At 66.7% G+C, this 19146-nt stretch carries 14 protein-coding genes; 13 read left to right on the forward strand and 1 reads right to left on the reverse strand.

Going from position 1 to position 19146, the window contains the following annotated elements:
• The first annotated feature begins 7 nt into the window (after window positions 1–7).
• The 6 genes from CFR71_RS02655 (at window position 8) to CFR71_RS02680 (ending at window position 8356) form a co-directional block, all read left to right on the forward strand.
• Window positions 8–1237, forward strand: coding sequence for a BaiN/RdsA family NAD(P)/FAD-dependent oxidoreductase (locus CFR71_RS02655; protein WP_110526749.1), 1230 nt, complete (start codon window positions 8–10; stop codon window positions 1235–1237).
• Entirely contained in the window at window positions 1237–2616 is a 1380-nt protein-coding gene (locus CFR71_RS02660) for an MBOAT family O-acyltransferase (protein ID WP_110526751.1), read from the forward strand. The genes CFR71_RS02655 and CFR71_RS02660 overlap by 1 nt, the downstream gene beginning before the upstream one ends.
• 163 nt (window positions 2617–2779) lie before the next feature.
• Window positions 2780–4102 (forward strand): replication-associated recombination protein A, encoded by a 1323-nt coding sequence (locus CFR71_RS02665; protein ID WP_408889194.1) that lies wholly within the window; start codon window positions 2780–2782, stop codon window positions 4100–4102.
• The gene (locus tag CFR71_RS02670) at window positions 4099–5076 is read left to right on the forward strand and encodes an RluA family pseudouridine synthase (RefSeq protein ID WP_110526754.1); all 978 of its coding nucleotides are present in this window, start codon (window positions 4099–4101) and stop codon (window positions 5074–5076) included. Before CFR71_RS02665 ends, CFR71_RS02670 begins: the two co-directional genes overlap by 4 nt.
• Before the next feature lie 50 nt (window positions 5077–5126).
• A complete protein-coding gene (locus CFR71_RS02675) occupies window positions 5127–7595 on the forward strand; it encodes an AsmA family protein (protein WP_110526757.1) in 2469 nt (822 codons plus the stop codon).
• On the forward strand, window positions 7592–8356 hold the full coding sequence (locus tag CFR71_RS02680) for an ATP12 family chaperone protein (RefSeq protein ID WP_110526759.1): 765 nt from the start codon (window positions 7592–7594) through the stop codon (window positions 8354–8356). Before CFR71_RS02675 ends, CFR71_RS02680 begins: the two co-directional genes overlap by 4 nt.
• Window positions 8357–8542: 186 nt before the next feature.
• Here CFR71_RS02680 and ispF read toward each other — a convergent pair whose 3' ends face one another.
• Window positions 8543–9712, reverse strand: coding sequence for a 2-C-methyl-D-erythritol 2,4-cyclodiphosphate synthase (ispF, locus tag CFR71_RS02685; RefSeq protein WP_110527463.1), 1170 nt, complete (start codon window positions 9710–9712; stop codon window positions 8543–8545).
• A gap of 247 nt (window positions 9713–9959) precedes the next feature.
• Here ispF and dusB point away from each other — a divergent pair, with 247 nt between their 5' ends.
• The 7 genes from dusB (at window position 9960) to hflX (ending at window position 19080) form a co-directional block, all read left to right on the forward strand.
• The gene (dusB, locus tag CFR71_RS02690) at window positions 9960–11024 is read left to right on the forward strand and encodes a tRNA dihydrouridine synthase DusB (RefSeq protein WP_110526761.1); all 1065 of its coding nucleotides are present in this window, start codon (window positions 9960–9962) and stop codon (window positions 11022–11024) included.
• Window positions 11021–12163 (forward strand): two-component system sensor histidine kinase NtrB, encoded by a 1143-nt coding sequence (locus CFR71_RS02695; RefSeq protein ID WP_110526763.1) that lies wholly within the window; start codon window positions 11021–11023, stop codon window positions 12161–12163. The genes dusB and CFR71_RS02695 overlap by 4 nt, the downstream gene beginning before the upstream one ends.
• A gap of 85 nt (window positions 12164–12248) precedes the next feature.
• Window positions 12249–13700, forward strand: coding sequence for a nitrogen regulation protein NR(I) (gene ntrC, locus CFR71_RS02700; protein ID WP_110526765.1), 1452 nt, complete (start codon window positions 12249–12251; stop codon window positions 13698–13700).
• Window positions 13701–13703: 3 nt separating this feature from the next.
• Complete coding sequence (locus CFR71_RS02705) at window positions 13704–15974, forward strand: sensor histidine kinase NtrY-like (RefSeq protein WP_110526767.1); 2271 nt, start codon at window positions 13704–13706, stop codon at window positions 15972–15974.
• Window positions 15964–17355, forward strand: coding sequence for a nitrogen assimilation response regulator NtrX (gene ntrX / locus CFR71_RS02710; protein WP_110526769.1), 1392 nt, complete (start codon window positions 15964–15966; stop codon window positions 17353–17355). Before CFR71_RS02705 ends, ntrX begins: the two co-directional genes overlap by 11 nt.
• 133 nt (window positions 17356–17488) lie before the next feature.
• Window positions 17489–17773, forward strand: a complete 285-nt coding sequence (gene hfq / locus CFR71_RS02715; protein WP_110526771.1) for an RNA chaperone Hfq — start codon at window positions 17489–17491, stop codon at window positions 17771–17773.
• 20 nt (window positions 17774–17793) lie between these two features.
• Window positions 17794–19080: a GTPase HflX gene (hflX, locus tag CFR71_RS02720; RefSeq protein ID WP_239019218.1), complete on the forward strand. Its 1287-nt coding sequence runs from the start codon at window positions 17794–17796 to the stop codon at window positions 19078–19080.
• The last annotated feature ends 66 nt before the right edge of the window (window positions 19081–19146 follow it).

Genomic DNA, 19146 nt, shown 5'->3' on the forward strand with positions numbered 1-19146 from the left:
CGTTTCGGTGAAACGGGCCGACGCGCTGGATGCCGTGATCCTTGGGGCCGGGGCGGCCGGGATGATGGCGGCGGCGACCGCGGGGCAGGGGGGCTGTCGCGTCGCGGTGCTGGACCATGCGGCGCAGCCGGGGCGCAAGATCCTGATTTCGGGGGGCGGGCGGTGCAATTTCACGCATCTGGATTCGGGGCCGGGCATGTTCCTGTCGGCCAATCCGCATTTCGCGAAATCCGCGCTGGCGCGCTATACGCCCGCCGATTTCCTTGAACTGGTAAAGCGCCATCGCATCGCATGGCACGCCAAGACGCCGGGCCAGCTGTTCTGCGACCGTTCCGCCAGTGAAATCGTCGGGATGCTGGTGCGTGAGTGCCAGCAGGGCAATGTGGCGATGCACCTGTCGAACCGCATCATTGCCGTGCGTCGCGATGCCGATGGCATTTTCGTGGTGGAGACGGACCGCATGGTCCTGCACGCCCGCGCCATCGTGCTGGCGACGGGCGGGCTGTCGATTCCCAAGCTGGGGGCGACGGGGCTGTCGCATGACGTGGCGCGTCGTTTCGGGCTGAAGATCATCGAGCCCGCGCCCGCGCTGGTGCCCCTGACATTCGGGCCGTGCGATCGCGAATGGATGACCGGGCTGGCGGGCGTTTCCATGGAAATCGGCGCGAAATGCCATGTGTCCCAGGGGCGGCGCGGCCGTGACATCGTCTTTCGCGACGGGATGCTGTTCACCCATCGCGGCCTGTCCGGTCCTGCCATCCTGCAGGCGTCCTCCTACTGGCGTTCGGGCGCGTCGCTGGATATCGACTGCCTGCCGGGACGCGACGCGGCGCGATGCCTGCGGGAACTGAAAAAGGCCCGTCCCCGCATGGGGGGGGCGGCCATGCTGGCAAGCCTGCTGCCGCAGCGCCTGGCGCACCTGCTTGCCGCGCGTCACCTGCCCGATGGCCCGGTCGGGGAAATGCCTGATGGCGTGCTGGACGCGCTTGCGGGCCTGCTGTCGTCATGGCGTCTCATGCCGACCGGCAGCGAAGGATATGCCAAGGCGGAGGTCACGCGCGGCGGCATCGACACGGCCGGCCTGTCGTCCCAGACGATGGAGGCGCGCGATGTCCCCGGCCTGTTCGCGGTGGGCGAGGCGGTGGACGTGACCGGCTGGCTGGGCGGTCATAATTTCCAGTGGGCATGGTCCAGCGGGCACGCGGCGGGACGGGCCCTGGCTGAACGGCCAGACTGATGCTGTTCAGCACGCAGGGCTTCTTGCTGCTGTTCCTGCCGGTGGTGCTGTCGCTGTATTACCTGTGCGCGTCGTCGCGGCCTGCGCGGCAGTGGCTGGTGATTACGGCGTCGCTGGTGTTCTACGGCCTGTGGGACTGGCGTTTCGTGCCCTTCCTGGTGGGCATGACGGTGCTGAACTGGGTGCTGGCCTGCCTGTGGGGCCGGACGCGACGCCGGGCATGGCCGATCGCGGGGATCGTCCTTAATCTGGGCGTGCTGGTGTTTTTCAAGGACGCCAACTGGATCGCGGCCATGCTTGCGGCCCTGCGCGGGCAGATGCATCAGCCGTGGGATATCGTCCTGCCGCTGGGCCTGTCATTTTTCGTGTTCCAGAAAATCTCCTACCTCGTGGATCTGCTGCGCGGACAGGCGCCGGTGTACGGGCTGGTGGACTTTCTTGAATTCGTGACGTTCTTTCCGCAGCTGATCGCGGGGCCGATCGTGCGGCACAATGAAATCGTGCCCCAGTTCGCCCGCAGCCCGCGAGGCGACGCGATGTGGGAAAACCTGTCGCGCGGGGCGATCCTGCTGCTGGTGGGGCTGGCGAAAAAGGCCGGGCTTGCCGATACGCTGGGCAGCATGTGCGACCCGGTCTTCGCCCTGGGCGCGCAGGGACATCTTCCGCCGACGGGTCAGGCATGGATGGCGGCGGTGGCCTATACGCTTCAGATCTATTTCGATTTTTCGGGGTATTCCGACATGGCGATCGGCATGGCGCTGATGTTCGGCCTGCGCCTGCCGTTCAATTTCGATGCGCCGTACCGGGCGGTTTCCATCCGTGATTTCTGGCGGCGGTGGCATATGACGCTGTCGCGGTTCCTGCGGGATTACATCTACATCCCGCTGGGGGGAAGCCGGTGCGGCGCGGCGCGGCAGGCCACGAACGTGGTGGCGACAATGCTGCTGGCGGGGGCATGGCACGGGGCGGGCTGGACCTATCTGGCATGGGGCGGCGCGCATGGTGTGGCGCTGGCGATGGCGCATGCGTGGCGGCGACGCCAGCGCGCGATGCCCGCGCTGGCGGGATGGGTGCTGACCCTGTCGTTCGTCGTGCTGTCATGGGTGGTCTTCCGCGCCGCGGACATGCCAACGGCATGGCGGATGTTCATGGCGCTGGCCGGGCGGGGCGGGCATGAACCTGTCACGGTCGGGCATCACGGGACGGTGCTGCTGATCGCGTTGGTCGTCGCGCTGGCCGGCCCGTCCTCGCAACGCGCGATCCTGCGCGACATGCCGCCCGCGCCATGGGTCGCGGCTGGCGCGGGCATTGCCTTTGTCCTGCTGGTGCTGCTGATCGGGGGGCGCATTCCCGACCCGTTCATCTATTTCCAGTTCTGATGGCGCGATAATTGGCGCGCAAAAGGATGTATCGGCCGTAAGGCATCCCTATATGTTACAGTTCACGGGCCGTATCGCGGTGCGGCCCTTTCACGGAACATGACAGGCAGGCCCCGACCCCATGCACGACCCTACCCAAGATCTGTTCGGGGAAATGCCTGACATGTCGCGTCCACAGGCCGCCCCCGCCTCTGGACAGGGGGAGGGAGGCGCGTCGTCGCGGCATCGTCCGCTGGCCGATCGGCTCCGTCCCGAAACCCTGGGCGACGTGGTGGGACAGGACCACCTGCTGGGGCCGCAGGGCACGCTGGGCCTGATGCTGCGTAACCACAGCCTTGCCAGCCTTATCCTGTGGGGCGGCCCGGGCGTGGGCAAGACGACGATCGCGCGCCTGCTGGCCCACGCGGCTGGATTGCGTTTCGTGCAGATTTCAGCGGTTTTTTCCGGCGTGGCCGACCTCAAGCGCGTGTTCGAGGACGCAAGGCGCCGCGCCGCGCGGGGCGAGGGGACGCTTCTGTTCGTTGATGAAATCCACCGTTTCAACCGCGCGCAGCAGGACGGCTTCCTGCCTGTGGTTGAGGACGGGACCGTGGTCCTTGTGGGGGCGACGACGGAAAACCCGTCCTTCGCGCTGAACGGGGCGCTGCTGTCGCGCTGTCAGGTGCTGGTGCTGCGCCGCCTGGACGATGCGGCGCTCGAACTGCTGTTGTGCCGCGCGGAGGCGGAGGTCGGCCGCACCCTGCCGCTGACGCCGCCCGCGCGCGCGACGCTGCGCGCCATGGCTGATGGCGACGGACGTTACCTGCTGAACATGGTCGAGCAGATCCTGGCGCAGCCGGGCGATGACGTGTTCGACCCGCAGTCGCTTTCGCGGCTGCTGGCGAAACGCGCGGCGCTTTATGACCGGGATCGGGAGGAACATTACAACCTGATTTCCGCGCTGCATAAATCCCTGCGCGGCTCGGACCCGGATGCCGGGCTGTACTGGTTCGCCCGGATGCTCGAAGGGGGGGAGGATCCACGGTATATCGCGCGCCGCCTGACGCGTTTCGCGGCGGAGGACGTGGGCATGGCCGATCCGCAGGCCCTGCCGCTGGCGGTCGCGGCGTGGGAGACATATGAACGCATGGGCTCGCCCGAAGGGGAGCTGGCGCTGGCGCAGCTGGTGGTGCATCTGGCGACCGCGCCGAAATCGAACGCGGTCTATGTCGCCTATGGCAAGGCGCGTCGCGCCGCCCGCGCCACCGGCAGCCTGATGCCGCCCGCCCATATCCTTAACGCGCCGACGAAGCTGATGAAGGATATCGGCTACGGCCGGGGATACGAATACGACCACGACCAGGCCGAGGGTTTTTCGGGCCAGAACTATTTTCCCGACGGCATGCGGAGGCCGCAGTTCTACCGTCCGACGGGGCGCGGTCATGAACGTGAGGTCGCGCGACGTCTGGACAGTTGGAGCAGAGTGCGCGAAAGCCGTGGGTCATGAGTGTCGTGACCCTGAACGTCAGTGATGACGAAGCCGATATCCGCCTTGACCGCTGGTTCCGCCGGCATTACCCGCACCTGACGCAGGGGGCGTTGCAGAAACTGTGCCGCACGGGACAGATCCGCGTGGATGGCCGCCGCGCGACCACCGCCACCCGGCTTGCCCCCGGACAGGCGGTGCGCGTGCCCCCCATCCCGCAGGCCAGCCGTCCCGCGCCCGTGACGCACAGGGCGCTGGATGAACGGCAGGTGCGCGAAATCCGCGCGATGGTCATCTACAGCGACGATCAGGTGATCGTCCTGAACAAGCCGGCGGGCATCGCGGTGCAGGGCGGGCCGGGGATCACGCACCATATCGACGGGCTGCTGGACGGATTGCGCGAACAGCCCGACGACCCGCGTCCGCGCCTTGTCCACCGTATCGACCGCGACACGTCGGGGCTGCTGCTGCTGGCGCGCACGCCCGGGGTCGCGGCAAAGCTTGCGGCGTCCTTTCGCAGCCGCGACGTGCGCAAGGAATACTGGGCCGTGGCGGTGGGGCGTCCCACGCCCGCGTCGGGGGTGATCGACCAGCCCCTGTCCCGTCTTGGCGCAGGGGCGGGGGCAGTCATGGTCGTGGCCGGACGACGCGACAGGGACGCGGTGCATGCCCTGTCGGAATACGAGGTGCTGGACGCGGCGGGACGGAAGCTGTCATGGTTGGCGCTGTCGCCGCTGACGGGGCGCACGCACCAGCTTCGCGTCCATTGCGAGGCCCTGGGGACCCCCATCCTCGGCGACCCGAAATATGGCGACGAGCGTGCCCATGTGGAGGGATTTGCCGACCAGCTCCATCTTCACGCGCGCATGCTCGACATCCCGCATCCGGCTGGCGGCCGGCTGGTGGTTTCGGCGGACCTGCCGTCGCATATGAAGGACACCTTCCGCCAGCTTGGCTTTGCCGCGCCTGCCGCGCCCGCGCCCCGGCGCACATGAGGGCGGGTGGGGCAAGGCCCGCAACAGACAGGAAACGGGACTGAGGAAACATGGCAAATAGCGCGAATTTACGCCGTGGCCTGCTGATATCCGCCGCCGCGATCGTGGTGGTGGCGGCAGGCGGCGCACTGGCCGTCCGAAGCATTCTGGACCCGCAGGCGCTGCGCCTGCGCGCCATTGCCGCGATCGAACGCCAGACCGGGCGCGACGTCACGCTTGGCGCGCTGGAGGTGCATCTTTTCCCCGCTTCGGTTTCCGTGCGCGACATCGGCCTTGCGAACATGAAGGGCGGCGACACGGCGCAGATGTTCACCGCGCGGGCCATGGACGCCAGCGTGGACCTGATGGCGCTGCTGCATCATCGCATCCAGCTTGAAAACGTCACGCTCGACCATCCTGTCGTGGCGCTGCAGCGCAATGCCGACGGGCAGGCGAACTGGCGGCTGACCCCCAACGGGCCACAGGCCAGCCATCCGGCCGCGCCGCAGGCGGCGTCGGGCACGCCATGGACGGTGCAGCTTGGCAGCCTGCAGGTGCGCGATGCGACGGTGGGCTGGGACGATCGCCTGACGAATGTAAAGACGCAGCTTGCCCTCGCGCATGTCAATGTCAGCGGACTTGGCGGAAGCCAGCCGACATTCGACATCGCGGGCGGGCAGGGGGACGCGACCTTCACGCTGACGGGGCATACCGGTGCGATCGCCCTGACGCAGGGCGCGCAGGGCGGGGAGAAATGGCCGCTTCGCCTTCAGGCGGCCTTTCGCGATCATGGCCGCGACGCGGGACAGGTCACGGTGGATGGGACGCTGGCCAATCCCGACCGCATCAAGGGATATGACCTGAAGATCGACGGGCAGATCGCGCGTCTGGCCGATCTGGCGCCGCTTCTGGCGGGATACGACCTGCCGGACGTGACCGACATGCGGCTGTCGACGCGCGTGGTCGATGGCAGCGCGCCGCAGGATACGAAGATCGTGCCGCAGGTCAGGTCGCTGCACCTGCAGACGGGCGCGTTCGACGCGCGGCGGTATCTGGCGGGACTGCAGGTCGGCAGCCTGGCGGTCGATGCCGCCGCCCCGAACGAGATGCTGACGATGAAGGGGGCCGGCAACTGGAACGGGCAGGACCTGAAGCTTGCGGCGTCGTTCGGCTCGCTGGAGCAGGCGGAACATGCGCTGCTGACGCATCTTTCGGATTCGCTGCCGCTGTCGGTGGACCTGTCGGGCGCGCCCGGGTCGCTGCGGATCGCGGGCATGCTGGGCGGCACGCGCGCGGTGGTGAACGTTACGGGAAGTGCCGGGCACCTTGTGCTGCCCAATGGCGCGGCGCTCGACCATCTGGAGGCGACGACCCATCTGGTCAGCGAGGGCAACGGCGCGCGCTTTGCCCTGTCCGATCTCAATATCCGCAGCACGCAGCTTGCGCTGACTGGCACGCTGGACCTGACGATGCATGGTGGCCATGGTGGCGTGCCGCTGCTGGCGGGCGCGATCGATGCAAGCTGGCTTGACCTCGACGCCCTGCGCGGCCCCGTAACCCCGGCCAAGGCCGCGGAAAAAACCGCGCCGCCCCCCTCGGACAACCGTATCGCGTTCGAACGCCTGCGTGACATCGACATGGACCTCAAGGTCAGTGTGGCGCAGATGGAGCTGGAGGGCGAGGCCTATCGCCAGGCCCTGATGCAGATTGCCCTGCGTGACGGGCGGCTGAGCGTCGATCCGTTACAGGCATCGGGCACCGGGCGACGCATATCCGGTCATTTCGCCGTGGATGCGTCTGGTGACGTGCCGGTCGTCTCGGGCACCATCGGCACGCTGGTGCTGCCCGCGACATGGATCGAACAGCGCACCGGCATGCCCGTGGCGGTGCGTGGCGCGTTCCAGCTGGTGGGCGAAGGCAGCGCGCGTGGCCATACGACCGCCGAACTGCGCGGCACGCTGAGCGGACACATGGGGGCGTCCATCGTCAATGGCACGATTGACGGGGCGGCGCTGGGATCGCTGCTGGGCAATGTGGCGCATGGCCTGACGGGGTCGGGGGCGCTTCCGCTGCGCTGTTTCGGCCTGCACATGGACATGGCGAACGGGCAGGCGAAGGTCGATACCATCGGGCTGCAGACCTCCGTCCTCAGCATGACCGGAAGCGGCACCGTGGGGCTGGCGTCCTATGCGCTGGATCTGCATCTGCTGCCGCAGGTGCTGGTTGGCGGGACCGGGGCGTCGATCCCGGTACAGGTGGGCGGCAGCCTGTCGGCGCCGCGTCCGCGCATGGATGCGAAAGCGGACGGGCGGTACGCCATTGGCCTGCTGCTGGGTGGCTCATCCGGCAGCAGCACCGTGGTCGATCCCTGTCCCGCGACGCTGAAGGCCGCGCGTGAAGGACAGGCCGGGCCCGAACCCACCGGGGCCATGCCGAAGGTTTCCACCGACGCGGGCGCCCTGGCGCGTGACAATCCCAAGGCCGCGGCGAAGATCGGCAAGGCAAAGGACGTGCTCAAGGGACTGGGGCTGATACATTGACGCACGATACGGATGCGGAACCTGCCACGCCCGCCGCAAAGGACGCGCGGCGGCGGTTCTGGGACACGGTTGATGTCGTGGAACAGGATGACGGTTACGTGGTGCATCTGGACGGCCGTCCGGTGCGCCTGCCGGGCAAGGCGCTGCTGTGGGTGAAAATCCACGCGCTGGCGCAGGCGCTGGCGCGGGAATGGGCGGCGGCGGGGCAGGACGCGAAAGGCGGCACGTTCACGCCGGCGGACCTGCCGCTGACCCGGATCGCGGGGACGATGATCGAACGCATCGCCCCGGATCGCGAGGCCACGGTCGATGCCCTGTTGCGATATGCCGATGGGGAACTGCTGTGTTACCGCGCGACCCATCCCGCGACCCTGTGCGAACGTCAGGCGGCCCAGTGGGCGCCATGGGTGGACTGGCTGCGCGAACGTCACGGCATCACGTTGCGCACGACGCAGGGGATCATGCCCATCAGCCAGAGCCCGCAGGCGATGGAAGGGCTGGCGGCGATGCTGCGCGGGTATGACGACGCGACACTCGCCGCGCTGGGCGTCATTGTGCCCGCGATGAAAAGCATCGTGCTGGGGATTGCGGTTGTCACGGGGGCGATCGATGCCCGCAAGGCAGCGCAGGTCGCGACGCTGGATGAACGCACGCAGATGGAAATATGGGGGCGCGACGCGCAGCAGGAGGCCATGCTGGCGCTGCTGGAGCGCGAGGTGGTCGAAGGCTGGACCTTCCTCGACCTTGCCCGCAAGGGATAGGCGCGCTGCCTGAAAGCAGCCTGTTGATGAAAAGTAAAAGTTTTTGGGTGCCGCCTTTTTTTAAAAAGGCGGCGTCTTTCGAAGCTTTTTGAAAAAGCTTCGCCAAAAACTTTTATGATTTCAGACTGTTATTGGGGTGCTGCGGGATGTCTCTGTCCGTAAACGGTTACGGACAGAGACCGGTTTTCAGGGGACGAGGACGCTGACGGCCGCCGTGCAGGCGATGCCTTCCTCGCGACCGGTAAAGCCAAGCCGTTCGGACGTCGTCGCCTTGACCGAAATACGATCCACCCCGACCTGCAGCAGTTCGGCAAGGCGTTCGCGCATCGCCTGCGCGTGGGGGCCGATCTTGGGCCGTTCGCAGATAAGGGTCAGGTCGGCATTGATGAGCATCCCGCCGCGCGCGCGGATGCGTTCGCCCGCATGGACCAGGAACCGCGCGCTGTCGGCGTCCTTCCATTCGTTCTGGCTGGGGGGGAAATGGCGGCCGATGTCTCCTTCGGCCAGCGCGCCGTAAATCGCGTCGCACAGGGCATGGATGCCGACATCGGCGTCCGAATGCCCCGCAAGCCCGCGCGTATGCGGCACGGTGATGCCGCACAGGATCAGCGGGCGGTTTTCGGCAAAGGCATGCACGTCATACCCCAGCCCCATGCGCGGCAGCAGGGTCGGGCCGATCAGGCGTTCCAGTCGCACCAGATCCTCCTTGTAGGTCAGTTTGATGTTGTCTTCGGATCCCGCGACGATCGCCACGTGATGGCCCGCGGTTTCCAGAAGCGCCGCGTCATCGGTCGCATCGGACGCCGCCGCCCCGCGATGCAGGTCGCGCAGCAGTTCGAAACGGAAACCCTGCGGCGTCTGGGCGCGGTAAAGGTCGGTCCGGGGCACCGTATCGGTGATGATGCCGTCATGGGCGCGCTTGATGGTGTCGGCCACGGGCACGCCCGGAATGACGCCCGCGTGCGCGCCCAGCGCATCGATCACCGCGCGCGTCACGTCGGCGGGGACATAGGGGCGCGCGCCGTCATGGATCAGCACCAGGTCCGGCCGCTGGTCCGCCGGCAGCCGGTCGAGTGCCTCCAGCCCGGCGCTGACGCTGGTCTGTCGCGTCGCCCCCCCCGGCACGGCGGCCAGCACGGCGCAGCCGTCCGGCGCAAGGCCCGACAGCGCATCGTCAAGCGCGGCGCGGTCGCCCACCGGCTGGAGGATCTGGACATGCGGAACGAGGGCATCCGCGGCATGGCGGATGACGGGCCTGCCGCCGAGCGTCAGATACTGCTTGGCGACAGGGGACGCGGACTGGGCGCTGAAACGGCGGCCCTGGCCTGCGGCAAGGAGGATGGCTGCAACACGCATGGTCGGCAGGAATGCGGCCATGTCGGCCCCACGTCAAGCATCCACGCGTCATGGCCGCCAATTTCGTTCCCGATACGCATTATCATCAATTGCGTGATGGAAACGGAAAAGGTATTCTGCCTAAATCATAAGCATTGTGATACAGGAACGGCGGGACCACCCCGACCGGTGACGGCTGGCGTGGCCCCTGCCGAAATGGTAGGGCACGGCCCGGGAAAGCGGATTTTCGGGAAAGCGGGTTTTTTTGATGTCATCTGAACTGTTGCCTCCAATCGATCTGGGACGCGGGATCAGGCTGGACGTGCCGGTCATCCTCGCACCCATGTCCGGCGTGACCGACCTGCCGTTCCGCCGTCTGGCGCGGCGTCTGGGCGCGGGGCTGGTGGTGTCGGAAATGATCGCGTCATGGGCGATGGTGCGTGAAAACAGCAATACCCTGCGCATGGCGGAGGTCGCGGGCGACGGCCTGAACGCGGTGCAGCTTGCCGGATGCGATCCCGACGCCATGGCGCAGGCCGCGCGGATCGCCGTCGATCGCGGGGCCAACCTGATCGACATCAATTTCGGCTGCCCGGTCAAGAAGGTGGCGGTGGGACAGCAGGCGGGGTCCGCCCTGATGCGGGACGAGGCCCTTGCCGCGCGGCTGCTGGCCACCGTGGTCCGCGCGGTCGACGTTCCGGTGACGCTCAAGATGCGCATGGGCTGGGACCACAACAGCCTCAATGCCCCGACGCTGGCGCGCATCGCGCAGGAGGCGGGCATCCGCATGGTGACCGTCCATGGCCGCACCCGCCAGCAGTTCTATAACGGCACGGCGGACTGGCGTTTCGTGCGCACGGTGAAGGAGGCGATCGACCTGCCGGTGATCGTCAATGGCGACATCCTGACGGTGGGCGACGCGCGTGAGGCGCTGGCGCAGTCGGGCGCGGACGGCGTGATGATCGGGCGCGGCTGCTACGGCCGCCCATGGTTCCCCGCGCAGGTGGGCGCGGCGCTGACGCAGGGCGTGATGGTGGCGGAACCTGACCTGCCGACCGAAAAATCGATCGTCCTTGAACACTATAACATGATGATCGAACATTTCGGCGCGCATCCGGGCCTGCGCCTCGCGCGCAAGCATGTGTCATGGTATTCCGCCGGCCTGCCGGATTCGGCGGGTTTCCGCGCGGCGATCAACCGCGTCGATACGGTGGAAACCGCGCTGGGCATGATCGGGGAATTCTATGACCGCCAGATCGCGGCCGGCCATGTGCGCGGGCCGCGGCCATCGACCACGGGTGCCGACACCGGGCCGAGCGCGCGCGCGGCATGAGGGAACTGCCGTCAGGAACAGGCGGCCATGCTGCGTGCTCACCCGAGACCGTGACGGGCAACGGGCGTCTCCTCCTCGATGCGCTGCCGCTGCCTGTCGTGCTGGTGGGCGAAGGAATGGCGATCCGTTACGTCAACGCGGCGGCCGAACCGTTCTTCGGCATGTCGCGCGCCCACCTTGTGCAGATGCGCCTGACCGACATCATGCCGGCGGACCATCCCGTCTTCCTGCTGGTGGCGCAGGTGCGCGACCATGGGCAGACCGTGGTGGAACACGAGGTCACGCTGGAGGGGCCCCGCCTGCATCGCGAGGGCGTCACCGTGCAGGGCGCGCCCCTGATGGAGGAGCCAGGTTCCGTCGTGCTGACGTTCCATGATTCGTCCGCCGCACGGGTTCTGGACCGGCAGCTGACGTTCCGTTCCGCCGCGCGCAGCGTCGCGGGGATGGCCGCCATCCTGGCGCATGAGGTCAAGAACCCGCTTTCGGGCATCCGTGGCGCGGCACAGCTTCTGGAAAGTTCCGTGGGGGAGGCCGACCGCGAGCTTGCCGTCCTGATCCAGGACGAGGTGAACCGCATCCGCGACCTTGTGGACCGGATGGACATGTTCAGCGACAAGCCGATCGAGCGGCGACCCGTCAATATCCATCGCGTCCTTGAACACGTCCGCCGCCTGGCGCAGCAGGGTTTCGCTGCCGACATCCGCTTCGAGGAGGTCTATGATCCCTCGCTCCCGCCTGTCTGGGGCAACCGCGACCAGCTGGTGCAGGTGCTGCTCAACCTCGTCAAGAACGCGGCGGAGGCCCTGCATGGTCCCGACGCGACCCCCGATGCGCAGATCACCCTGACGACCAGCTACCGTCCCGGCATATGGGTTTCCACCGTGGGGGGCAGGCGGCGCGTGCAGCTGCCGCTGCTTGTCTCGGTGCGGGACAACGGGCCGGGCATTCCCGAAAACATCCGTCCGCACCTGTTCGAACCCTTCCTGACGACCAAGGCCAGTGGCAGCGGGCTTGGGCTGGCGCTGGCCGGAAAGATCGTGGGCGACCACGGGGGCGTCATAGAGATCGAAAGCCGTCCCCGACATACCGAGGTGCTGCTGCACCTGCCGGTGGTGTCCGAAGACCGCGACATGCCATAGGGCGCCGTCGCATCCCGATACAGGCCGTTTCCATCCATTCCCGGGAACATGGGCCTTCAGCAAGCAGAAAGATTGTAAAGCCGTCATGTCGCTGCCGACTATCCTTGTTGCCGATGACGACCGTTCCATCCGCACCGTGCTCAGCCAGGCGCTGGGGCGTGCCGGATATCAGGTCCGCGCCACCGCGCATGCCTCCACCCTGTGGCAGTGGGTGGAGGAAGGGGAGGGTGATCTGGTCATTACCGACGTCGTGATGCCCGATCAGAACGGGCTGGACCTGATCCCGCGCATCCGCCGGGTGCGGCCCGACCTGCGCGTCGTGGTGATGAGCGCGCAGTCCACGCTGACGACGGCGGTGCAGGCGACGCAGCGCGGGGCATTCGAATACCTGCCCAAGCCCTTTGACCTCAAGGAGGTGCTGGCGGTGGTGGCGCGCGCGCTGGCGACGCCCGCGACTGTCCTGCCCGCCCCGGCCCCGGCCCAGCCGGAAGAGCAGATGCCGCTGATCGGCCGTTCGGTGGTGATGCAGGACATCTATCGCATCATCGCGCGGCTGACGACATCGGACCTGACGGTGATGATCTCGGGCGAAAGCGGCACGGGAAAGGAACTGGTGGCCCGGGCGCTGCATGAATACGGCCGCCGCAGGTCTGGCCCGTTCGTCGCGATCAACATGGCCGCCGTGCCGCGCGACCTGATCGAAAGCGAACTGTTCGGGCATGAACGCGGCGCGTTCGCCGGCGCGACCAGCCGTGTCGCCGGGCGCTTTGAACAGGCGGCGGGCGGCACGCTGTTCCTTGACGAAATCGGCGACATGCCGCCAGAGGCGCAGACGCGCCTCCTGCGTGTGCTGCAGGATGGGGAGTTCACGACGGTGGGCGGCGTCCATCCGGTGCGCGCGGACGTGCGCATCATCGCCGCCACCCACCGCGACCTGCGCCAGGCGATCAGGGCGGGCACCTTCCGCGAGGACCTGTATTACCGTCTCAACGTCGTGCCGATGCGCCTGCCGCCGCTGCGCGAACGGACGGAGGACATTCCCCTGCTGGCGCGGCATTTCCTCAATGCCTGTCAGGAGGACGGCGCGCCTGCCAAGATGCTGGACGAGGCGGCGATCGCGCCGCTGCAGGCCTATCGCTGGCCCGGCAACGTGCGTGAGCTTGAAAACCTGATGCGCAGGCTCAGCGCCCTTTACCCGCAGGAGACGCTGGGCGCGGACCTGATCGAGCATGAGTTGGCGGAGGCACAGGCCATGTCCACCCCGGTGGCGGAGGCCGCGGCCCGCGAGACCGAGACGCTGTCGGACGCGGTGGCGCGCCATCTCCGCCATTTTCTTGAAACGGGACAGGACGGCATGCCGCTCAATGACATCTATGACAGGGTGATCGCGGAGGTCGAACGCCCCCTCATCAGCATGACCCTGTCGGCCACGCGGGGAAACCAGATCCGGGCGGCGGCGATGCTGGGCCTGAACCGCAACACGCTGCGCAAGAAGATACGCGATCTGGATATCCCCGTCGTGCGCGGTGGTGGCTGAGCCATGACGGAACGTCGCGGCGATCTGGATGGCGCGCACGGGCTGGTGCGACGGGGGCTGGACCTGCTGGTGCAGCGCAATGTCTCCCTCCTGCTGGTGCTGCTGGCGCTCTGCCTCGGGGTGGCGACATTCGTCGTGCTGTCGGGGGGCATGTCGCTGGCACGCCACCCGCAGATCGAGGCCCTGATCTTCATCCTCAATTTCCTCGTCCTGCTGCTGCTGGCCACCGCGCTGACGGAACAGGTGGGGCGCATGCTGGCCGAACGGCGCAGCGGGCTGGCCGGGGCGCGGCTGCATGTGCGGCTGATGACGCTGTTCGGGATCGTGGCGGTCGCGCCCACCATCGTCGTGGGCGTGTTCGCGGCCGTCTTTTTCCATTACGGCATCCAGATCTGGTTCAGCGACCGCGTCAACACCGCCCTTAACGAGGCGCTGGAGGCGTCGCGCGGCTATCTTCAGGAACATAACGCCAATATCCGCACCGAGGCGTTTTCGCTGGCGAACTACCTCGTCAGCGCGCAGAGCGGCCTGATGGGCAACGGCACCGACCTGATGCACGACCCGGACGCGCTGGGCCAGATACTCGATTCACAGGCGACGCTGCGCGGGCTGAACATGGCGGTCATTTATGATCCGTTCACCAACACGGTTGTCGCATCCGGCGGGCTGATGGGACATTCGGCGTACGGGCAGGACCTGCCGCCACCCGCCGCCACCCTGATGGCGCGGACCAACGATATTGCCATCCTCGATTCCCCCGATGAAAAGACGGTGCGCGCCGTCATCTCGCTGGGCGATACGCCGCCGCTGATGCTGATGATCTCCCGCCCGGTCGATCCCGATATCCTTGGCCACATGCGCAAGACCGAAAGCGTGGTCAGCGATTACCAGCGCCTGAACCGCAACAGGGCGAAAATACAGTTCACCTTCGTGCTGATCTTCGCGCTGGTAGCGGTGCTGGTGCTGGGGGCGGCCATCCTGATCGGGCTGGTGCTGGCGACCCAGATCGTGCGCCCGCTCAGCCTGCTGATCCTTGCCTCCGAACGGATCAGCCGGGGCGACCTTGACGCGCATGTGCCCGAAGGCGAGGGCGATGACGAGGTTTCCAGCCTGTCGCGCGCCTTCAACCGCATGACGGACCAGCTTTCGACGCAGCGCACCGAACTGATGAATGCCTCCACCCAGATCAACGAGCGCCGGCGTTTTACCGAGGCCGTGCTGTCGGGGGTGTCGGCGGGGGTGATCGGGCTGGATTCCCACCAGGTCATCGAACTGCCCAACCGCGCGGCCAGCGTCCTTCTGCATCGCGACCTCAACGACGCGGTGGGGGAACGGCTGGTGGACGTGGTGCCGGAATTCGCGCCCATGCTGGAACAGGTGGCGCGTGGCGTGAACCGCGAGCTTACGCATGAGGTGCATGTCGTGGCGGGAACGCGTTCATGCACGTTGCTGGTGCGCATCGGCGCGGAAATGCAGAGCAGCGTCACCGGCGACGTGGCCGATGGCTATGTCGTGACCTTTGACGACATAACCGCCCTGCAGGTGGCGCAGCGCAAGGCGGCCTGGGCCGATGTCGCCCGCCGCATCGCCCATGAAATCAAGAATCCGCTGACACCCATCCAGCTTGCGGCGGAGCGGCTGAAGCGCCGGTTCCTGCGTGAAATCTCATCCGATCCCGACACATTTTCGCAATGCGTGGATACGATCGTGCGGCATGTGGGGGATATCGGGCGCATGGTGGACGAATTTTCCGCCTTTGCCCGCATGCCCCAGCCCATGATGCGCGACGAGGATTTTTCGCGTATCGTGCGCGAGGCCCTGATCCTGCAGCGCAGCGCGCATCCGGAAATCCGCTATGTCGTGAACCTGCCGGACCGGGGGCCGATGGTCGAATGCGACCGCCGGCTGATCGGGCAGGCGCTGACAAACCTGTTGCAGAATGCGGCGGATGCCATTGCCATGCGCCCCAAAGAAGCGGATGCTGGGGGGGAAGGCAATGACGTGGCCGGTACGATCCGCATCGACCTGTCATGCGGGAATGGCGATCTGCGTCTGTCGGTGGCCGATGACGGGATCGGCCTGCCGGTCGAGGACCGCACCCGCCTGACGGAGCCTTATGTGACGCACAAGCCGAAAGGCACCGGACTGGGTCTTGCAATCGTCAAGAAGATTCTGGAAGACCATGGGGGCAGTGTCGGTCTAGAAGATTGTCCCGAAGGTAGGGGAGCTGTTTCGACGTTGATTTTGCCGATAAAGGACGACCATGGGACATGAAATCCTGATCGTCGATGACGAGCCTGACATCCGGCTGCTTATCGAGGGAATCCTGAGCGACGAGGGATACGAGACACGGCTGGCAGGCGATGCCGATTCCGCCATCAGCGCCTTTCGCGAACGTCGTCCGTCGCTTGTCATCCTGGATGTGTGGCTGCAGGGGTCCCGCCTTGACGGGCTTGGCATCCTCAATGTCTTCCACAAGGAAGAACCCTCGGTGCCTGTCGTCATGATTTCCGGTCATGGCACGATTGAAACCGCCGTGGCGGCGCTCCAGCACGGGGCGTATGACTTTATCGAAAAACCGTTCCAGGCGGACCGCCTGTTGGTCGTGGTGCGCCGCGCGCTGGAGGCGTCGCGCCTTGCGCGCGAAAATGCGGAACTGCGCCTGCGCGCCGGGTCGGAGGCGATGCTTGACGGTCGCAGCGCCGCCATCACCGCCGTGCGCAACCAGATCGACCGCGTGGCGCCGACGGGGTCGCGCGTGCTGATTTCCGGCGCGGCGGGTTCGGGCAAGGAAGTGGCCGCGCGCATGATCCATGCCAGTTCGCGCCGGTCCGACGGTCCGTTCATCGTCCTGAACTGCGCGACCCTTGCCCCCGCCCGTTTCGAGGAGGAACTGTTCGGGATCGAGGGAACCGAAGACGGGGCGGGGCGTCGTACCGGCGTGCTGGAGCGTGCCCATGGCGGGACGCTCGTGCTGGACGAGGTATCGGACATGCCGCTGGAAACGCAGGGCAAGATCGTGCGCGCCCTGCAGGACCAGACGTTCGAGCGGCTGGGCGGGTCGCGCCGGGTGAAGGTGGATGTCCGCGTCCTTGCGACAACGAATCGCGACCTGCAGGCGGAAATCGCCGCCGGACGCTTCCGCGAGGACCTGTACTACCGCCTTGCGGTCGTGCCGCTGCGCGTGCCGGGGCTGCATGAACGGCGCGAGGACATTCCCGACCTTGCCCGCCTGTTCCTGCGCCGTGCCGCGGAAAATGCGGGGCTGCCGCTGCGTGAACTGTCGGGTGACGCCATCGCCGCGCTGCAGAATTACGACTGGCCCGGCAACGTGCGCGAACTGCGCAACCTGATGGAACGCCTGCTGATCATGATGCCGGGCAACGGCACGGACCCGATCCGCGCCGACATGCTGCCGTCGAGTGTCGGGGAGGGGGCGCCCACGTTACTGAAATTTGATTCCGATGAGGACGTGATGGGCCTCCCCCTGCGTGAGGCGCGCGACCTGTTCGAAACGCAGTACCTGCAGGCGCAGCTTCTGCGTTTCGGGGGGAATATCAGCCGGACGGCAGGTTTCGTGGGGATGGAGCGTAGCGCCCTGCATCGCAAGCTCAAGCAGCTTGGCGTGACGTCGGAAGATCGGAACCCTGCCTGAGATTTTGCCCGATGCCCGCAGGGCTGCTAGACAATCAACCGTGATACGGACGGTGGCAACGCCGTAGCATGGGCACGGGGACGATTCCGTGCCATGTGTGACCCGCCCAACAGCAACAAAGTAAGGCCTTGCCGTGGCAAAAGATCCTTCGCAGAACGTTCAGGACGTCTTCCTGAACCATGTCCGTCGATCCAAGACGCCCGTTACGATTTTCCTTGTCAATGGCGTCAAGCTTCAGGGAATCATTACGTGGTTCGACAATTTTTCCGTCCTGCTGCGCCGTGATGGCCATACGCAGCTGGTGTACAAGCACGCGATCAGCACCGTGATGCCGGCGAATCCCGTCACCCTGTTCGAACCGCCCGTTACCGAAGGTGAGGAGGCTTCCCCCGTGGCCGGTACCGGCGAATTCCTGTGACATCGGCCCCCGGACCGGTCATGACGCGCGCCGCCGTCATCCTGCCGTGGGAACGTCCCGACCGGCAGGATGAAAGCCGCGCCGCCGAAGCCCGCCTGGAAGAGGCCGTGGGGCTGGCCGCCTCCATCGGGCTGGTCATCATCTGCAAGGCGGTGCTGCTGCTGCGCGCGCGCCGTCCCGCCACCCTGCTGGGCAGCGGACAGGTCGAGTCGCTGCATGCGACCGTCCGGGCGGACAACATTGCCGTCGTCATCATCGATTCCCGCCTGACCCCGGTGCAGCAGCGCAACCTTGAACGCGCGCTGGGCTGCAAGGTCATCGACCGGACGGCGCTGATCCTCGATATCTTTGGCGAACGCGCGGCGACGAAGGAAGGCTCCCTCCAGGTGGAGCTGGCGCATCTGGAATACCAGCGCAGCCGCCTTGTGCGGACATGGACCCATCTGGAACGCCAGCGCGGCGGTTTCGGGTTCCTTGGCGGTCCTGGCGAAACGCAGATCGAGGCCGACCGCCGCATGATCGGCGACCGGATCGTCCGCCTCAAGCGTGAACTCGAACAGGTGCGCCGCACGCGCGGGCTGCACCGTCAGGCGCGCAAGCGGGTGCCGTTCCCCGTCGTGGCCCTGGTGGGATATACCAATGCCGGGAAATCGACGCTGTTCAATGCCCTGACCGGGGCCAGCGTCTATGCCCAGGACCAGCTGTTCGCGACGCTGGACCCCACGATGCGCGGGATCCGCCTGCCGTCGGGGCGGCGGATCATCCTGTCCGACACGGTGGGGTTCATCAGCGACCTGCCCACCGAACTGATCGCCGCCTTCCGCGCGACGCTTGAAGAAGTGGCCGAGGCCGACATCATCCTGCACGTCCGCGATGTCTCCCACCCCGAAACCGCGGCCCAGCGCACCGATGTGATCGAGGTGCTTGAAGGCATGGCGCGCAGCGGCACGATCGAATCCGACTGGCAGTCGCGGGTGATCGAGGTACTGAACAAGGCCGACCTGCTGGGCGGGCGCGAGGCCGTGGGCGCGCGTCCGGGCGCGATCGTCATTTCGGCCATGACCGGCGACGGGCTGCCCGATCTGCTGGGCTGCATCGACGAACGCCTGACGCACGCCATGGAACTGGCGCATTATCGCATTCCGGTCGCCAATGGCGCGGCGATCGCGTGGCTGTATGAACATGGCGAGGTGGTCGAACGCACGGATGAGGAGGACGGGGTGGACATGTATGTGCGTCTTTCCCCTGCAAATCGCGCGCGTTTCGAAATGCAGCATGCCGCCGGGATCACCTGCTTCGAAAGCTGAGCCGATGACCGTTGTGTGACCGGGTCGCATGCCGGACGGGGCTGGTATCCCGACCGCGACAGGATC

Source organism: Novacetimonas pomaceti (genome assembly GCF_003207955.1).
Lineage (GTDB): Bacteria > Pseudomonadota > Alphaproteobacteria > Acetobacterales > Acetobacteraceae > Novacetimonas > Novacetimonas pomaceti.

What these genes read in the sequence shown, in the direction of transcription:
- CFR71_RS02660 (WP_110526751.1), top strand. Translation starts at nt 1,237, where the DNA reads ATGCTGTTCAGCACGCAGGGCTTCTTGCTGCTGTTCCTGCCGGTGGTG.
- CFR71_RS02665 (WP_408889194.1), top strand. Translation starts at nt 2,780, where the DNA reads ATGTCGCGTCCACAGGCCGCCCCCGCCTCTGGACAGGGGGAGGGAGGC.
- CFR71_RS02670 (WP_110526754.1), top strand. Translation starts at nt 4,099, where the DNA reads ATGAGTGTCGTGACCCTGAACGTCAGTGATGACGAAGCCGATATCCGC.
- CFR71_RS02675 (WP_110526757.1), top strand. Translation starts at nt 5,127, where the DNA reads ATGGCAAATAGCGCGAATTTACGCCGTGGCCTGCTGATATCCGCCGCC.
- ispF (WP_110527463.1), bottom strand. Translation starts at nt 9,712, where the DNA reads ATGCGTGTTGCAGCCATCCTCCTTGCCGCAGGCCAGGGCCGCCGTTTC.
- dusB (WP_110526761.1), top strand. Translation starts at nt 9,960, where the DNA reads ATGTCATCTGAACTGTTGCCTCCAATCGATCTGGGACGCGGGATCAGG.
- CFR71_RS02695 (WP_110526763.1), top strand. Translation starts at nt 11,021, where the DNA reads ATGAGGGAACTGCCGTCAGGAACAGGCGGCCATGCTGCGTGCTCACCC.
- ntrC (WP_110526765.1), top strand. Translation starts at nt 12,249, where the DNA reads ATGTCGCTGCCGACTATCCTTGTTGCCGATGACGACCGTTCCATCCGC.
- CFR71_RS02705 (WP_110526767.1), top strand. Translation starts at nt 13,704, where the DNA reads ATGACGGAACGTCGCGGCGATCTGGATGGCGCGCACGGGCTGGTGCGA.
- ntrX (WP_110526769.1), top strand. Translation starts at nt 15,964, where the DNA reads ATGGGACATGAAATCCTGATCGTCGATGACGAGCCTGACATCCGGCTG.
- hflX (WP_239019218.1), top strand. Translation starts at nt 17,794, where the DNA reads ATGACGCGCGCCGCCGTCATCCTGCCGTGGGAACGTCCCGACCGGCAG.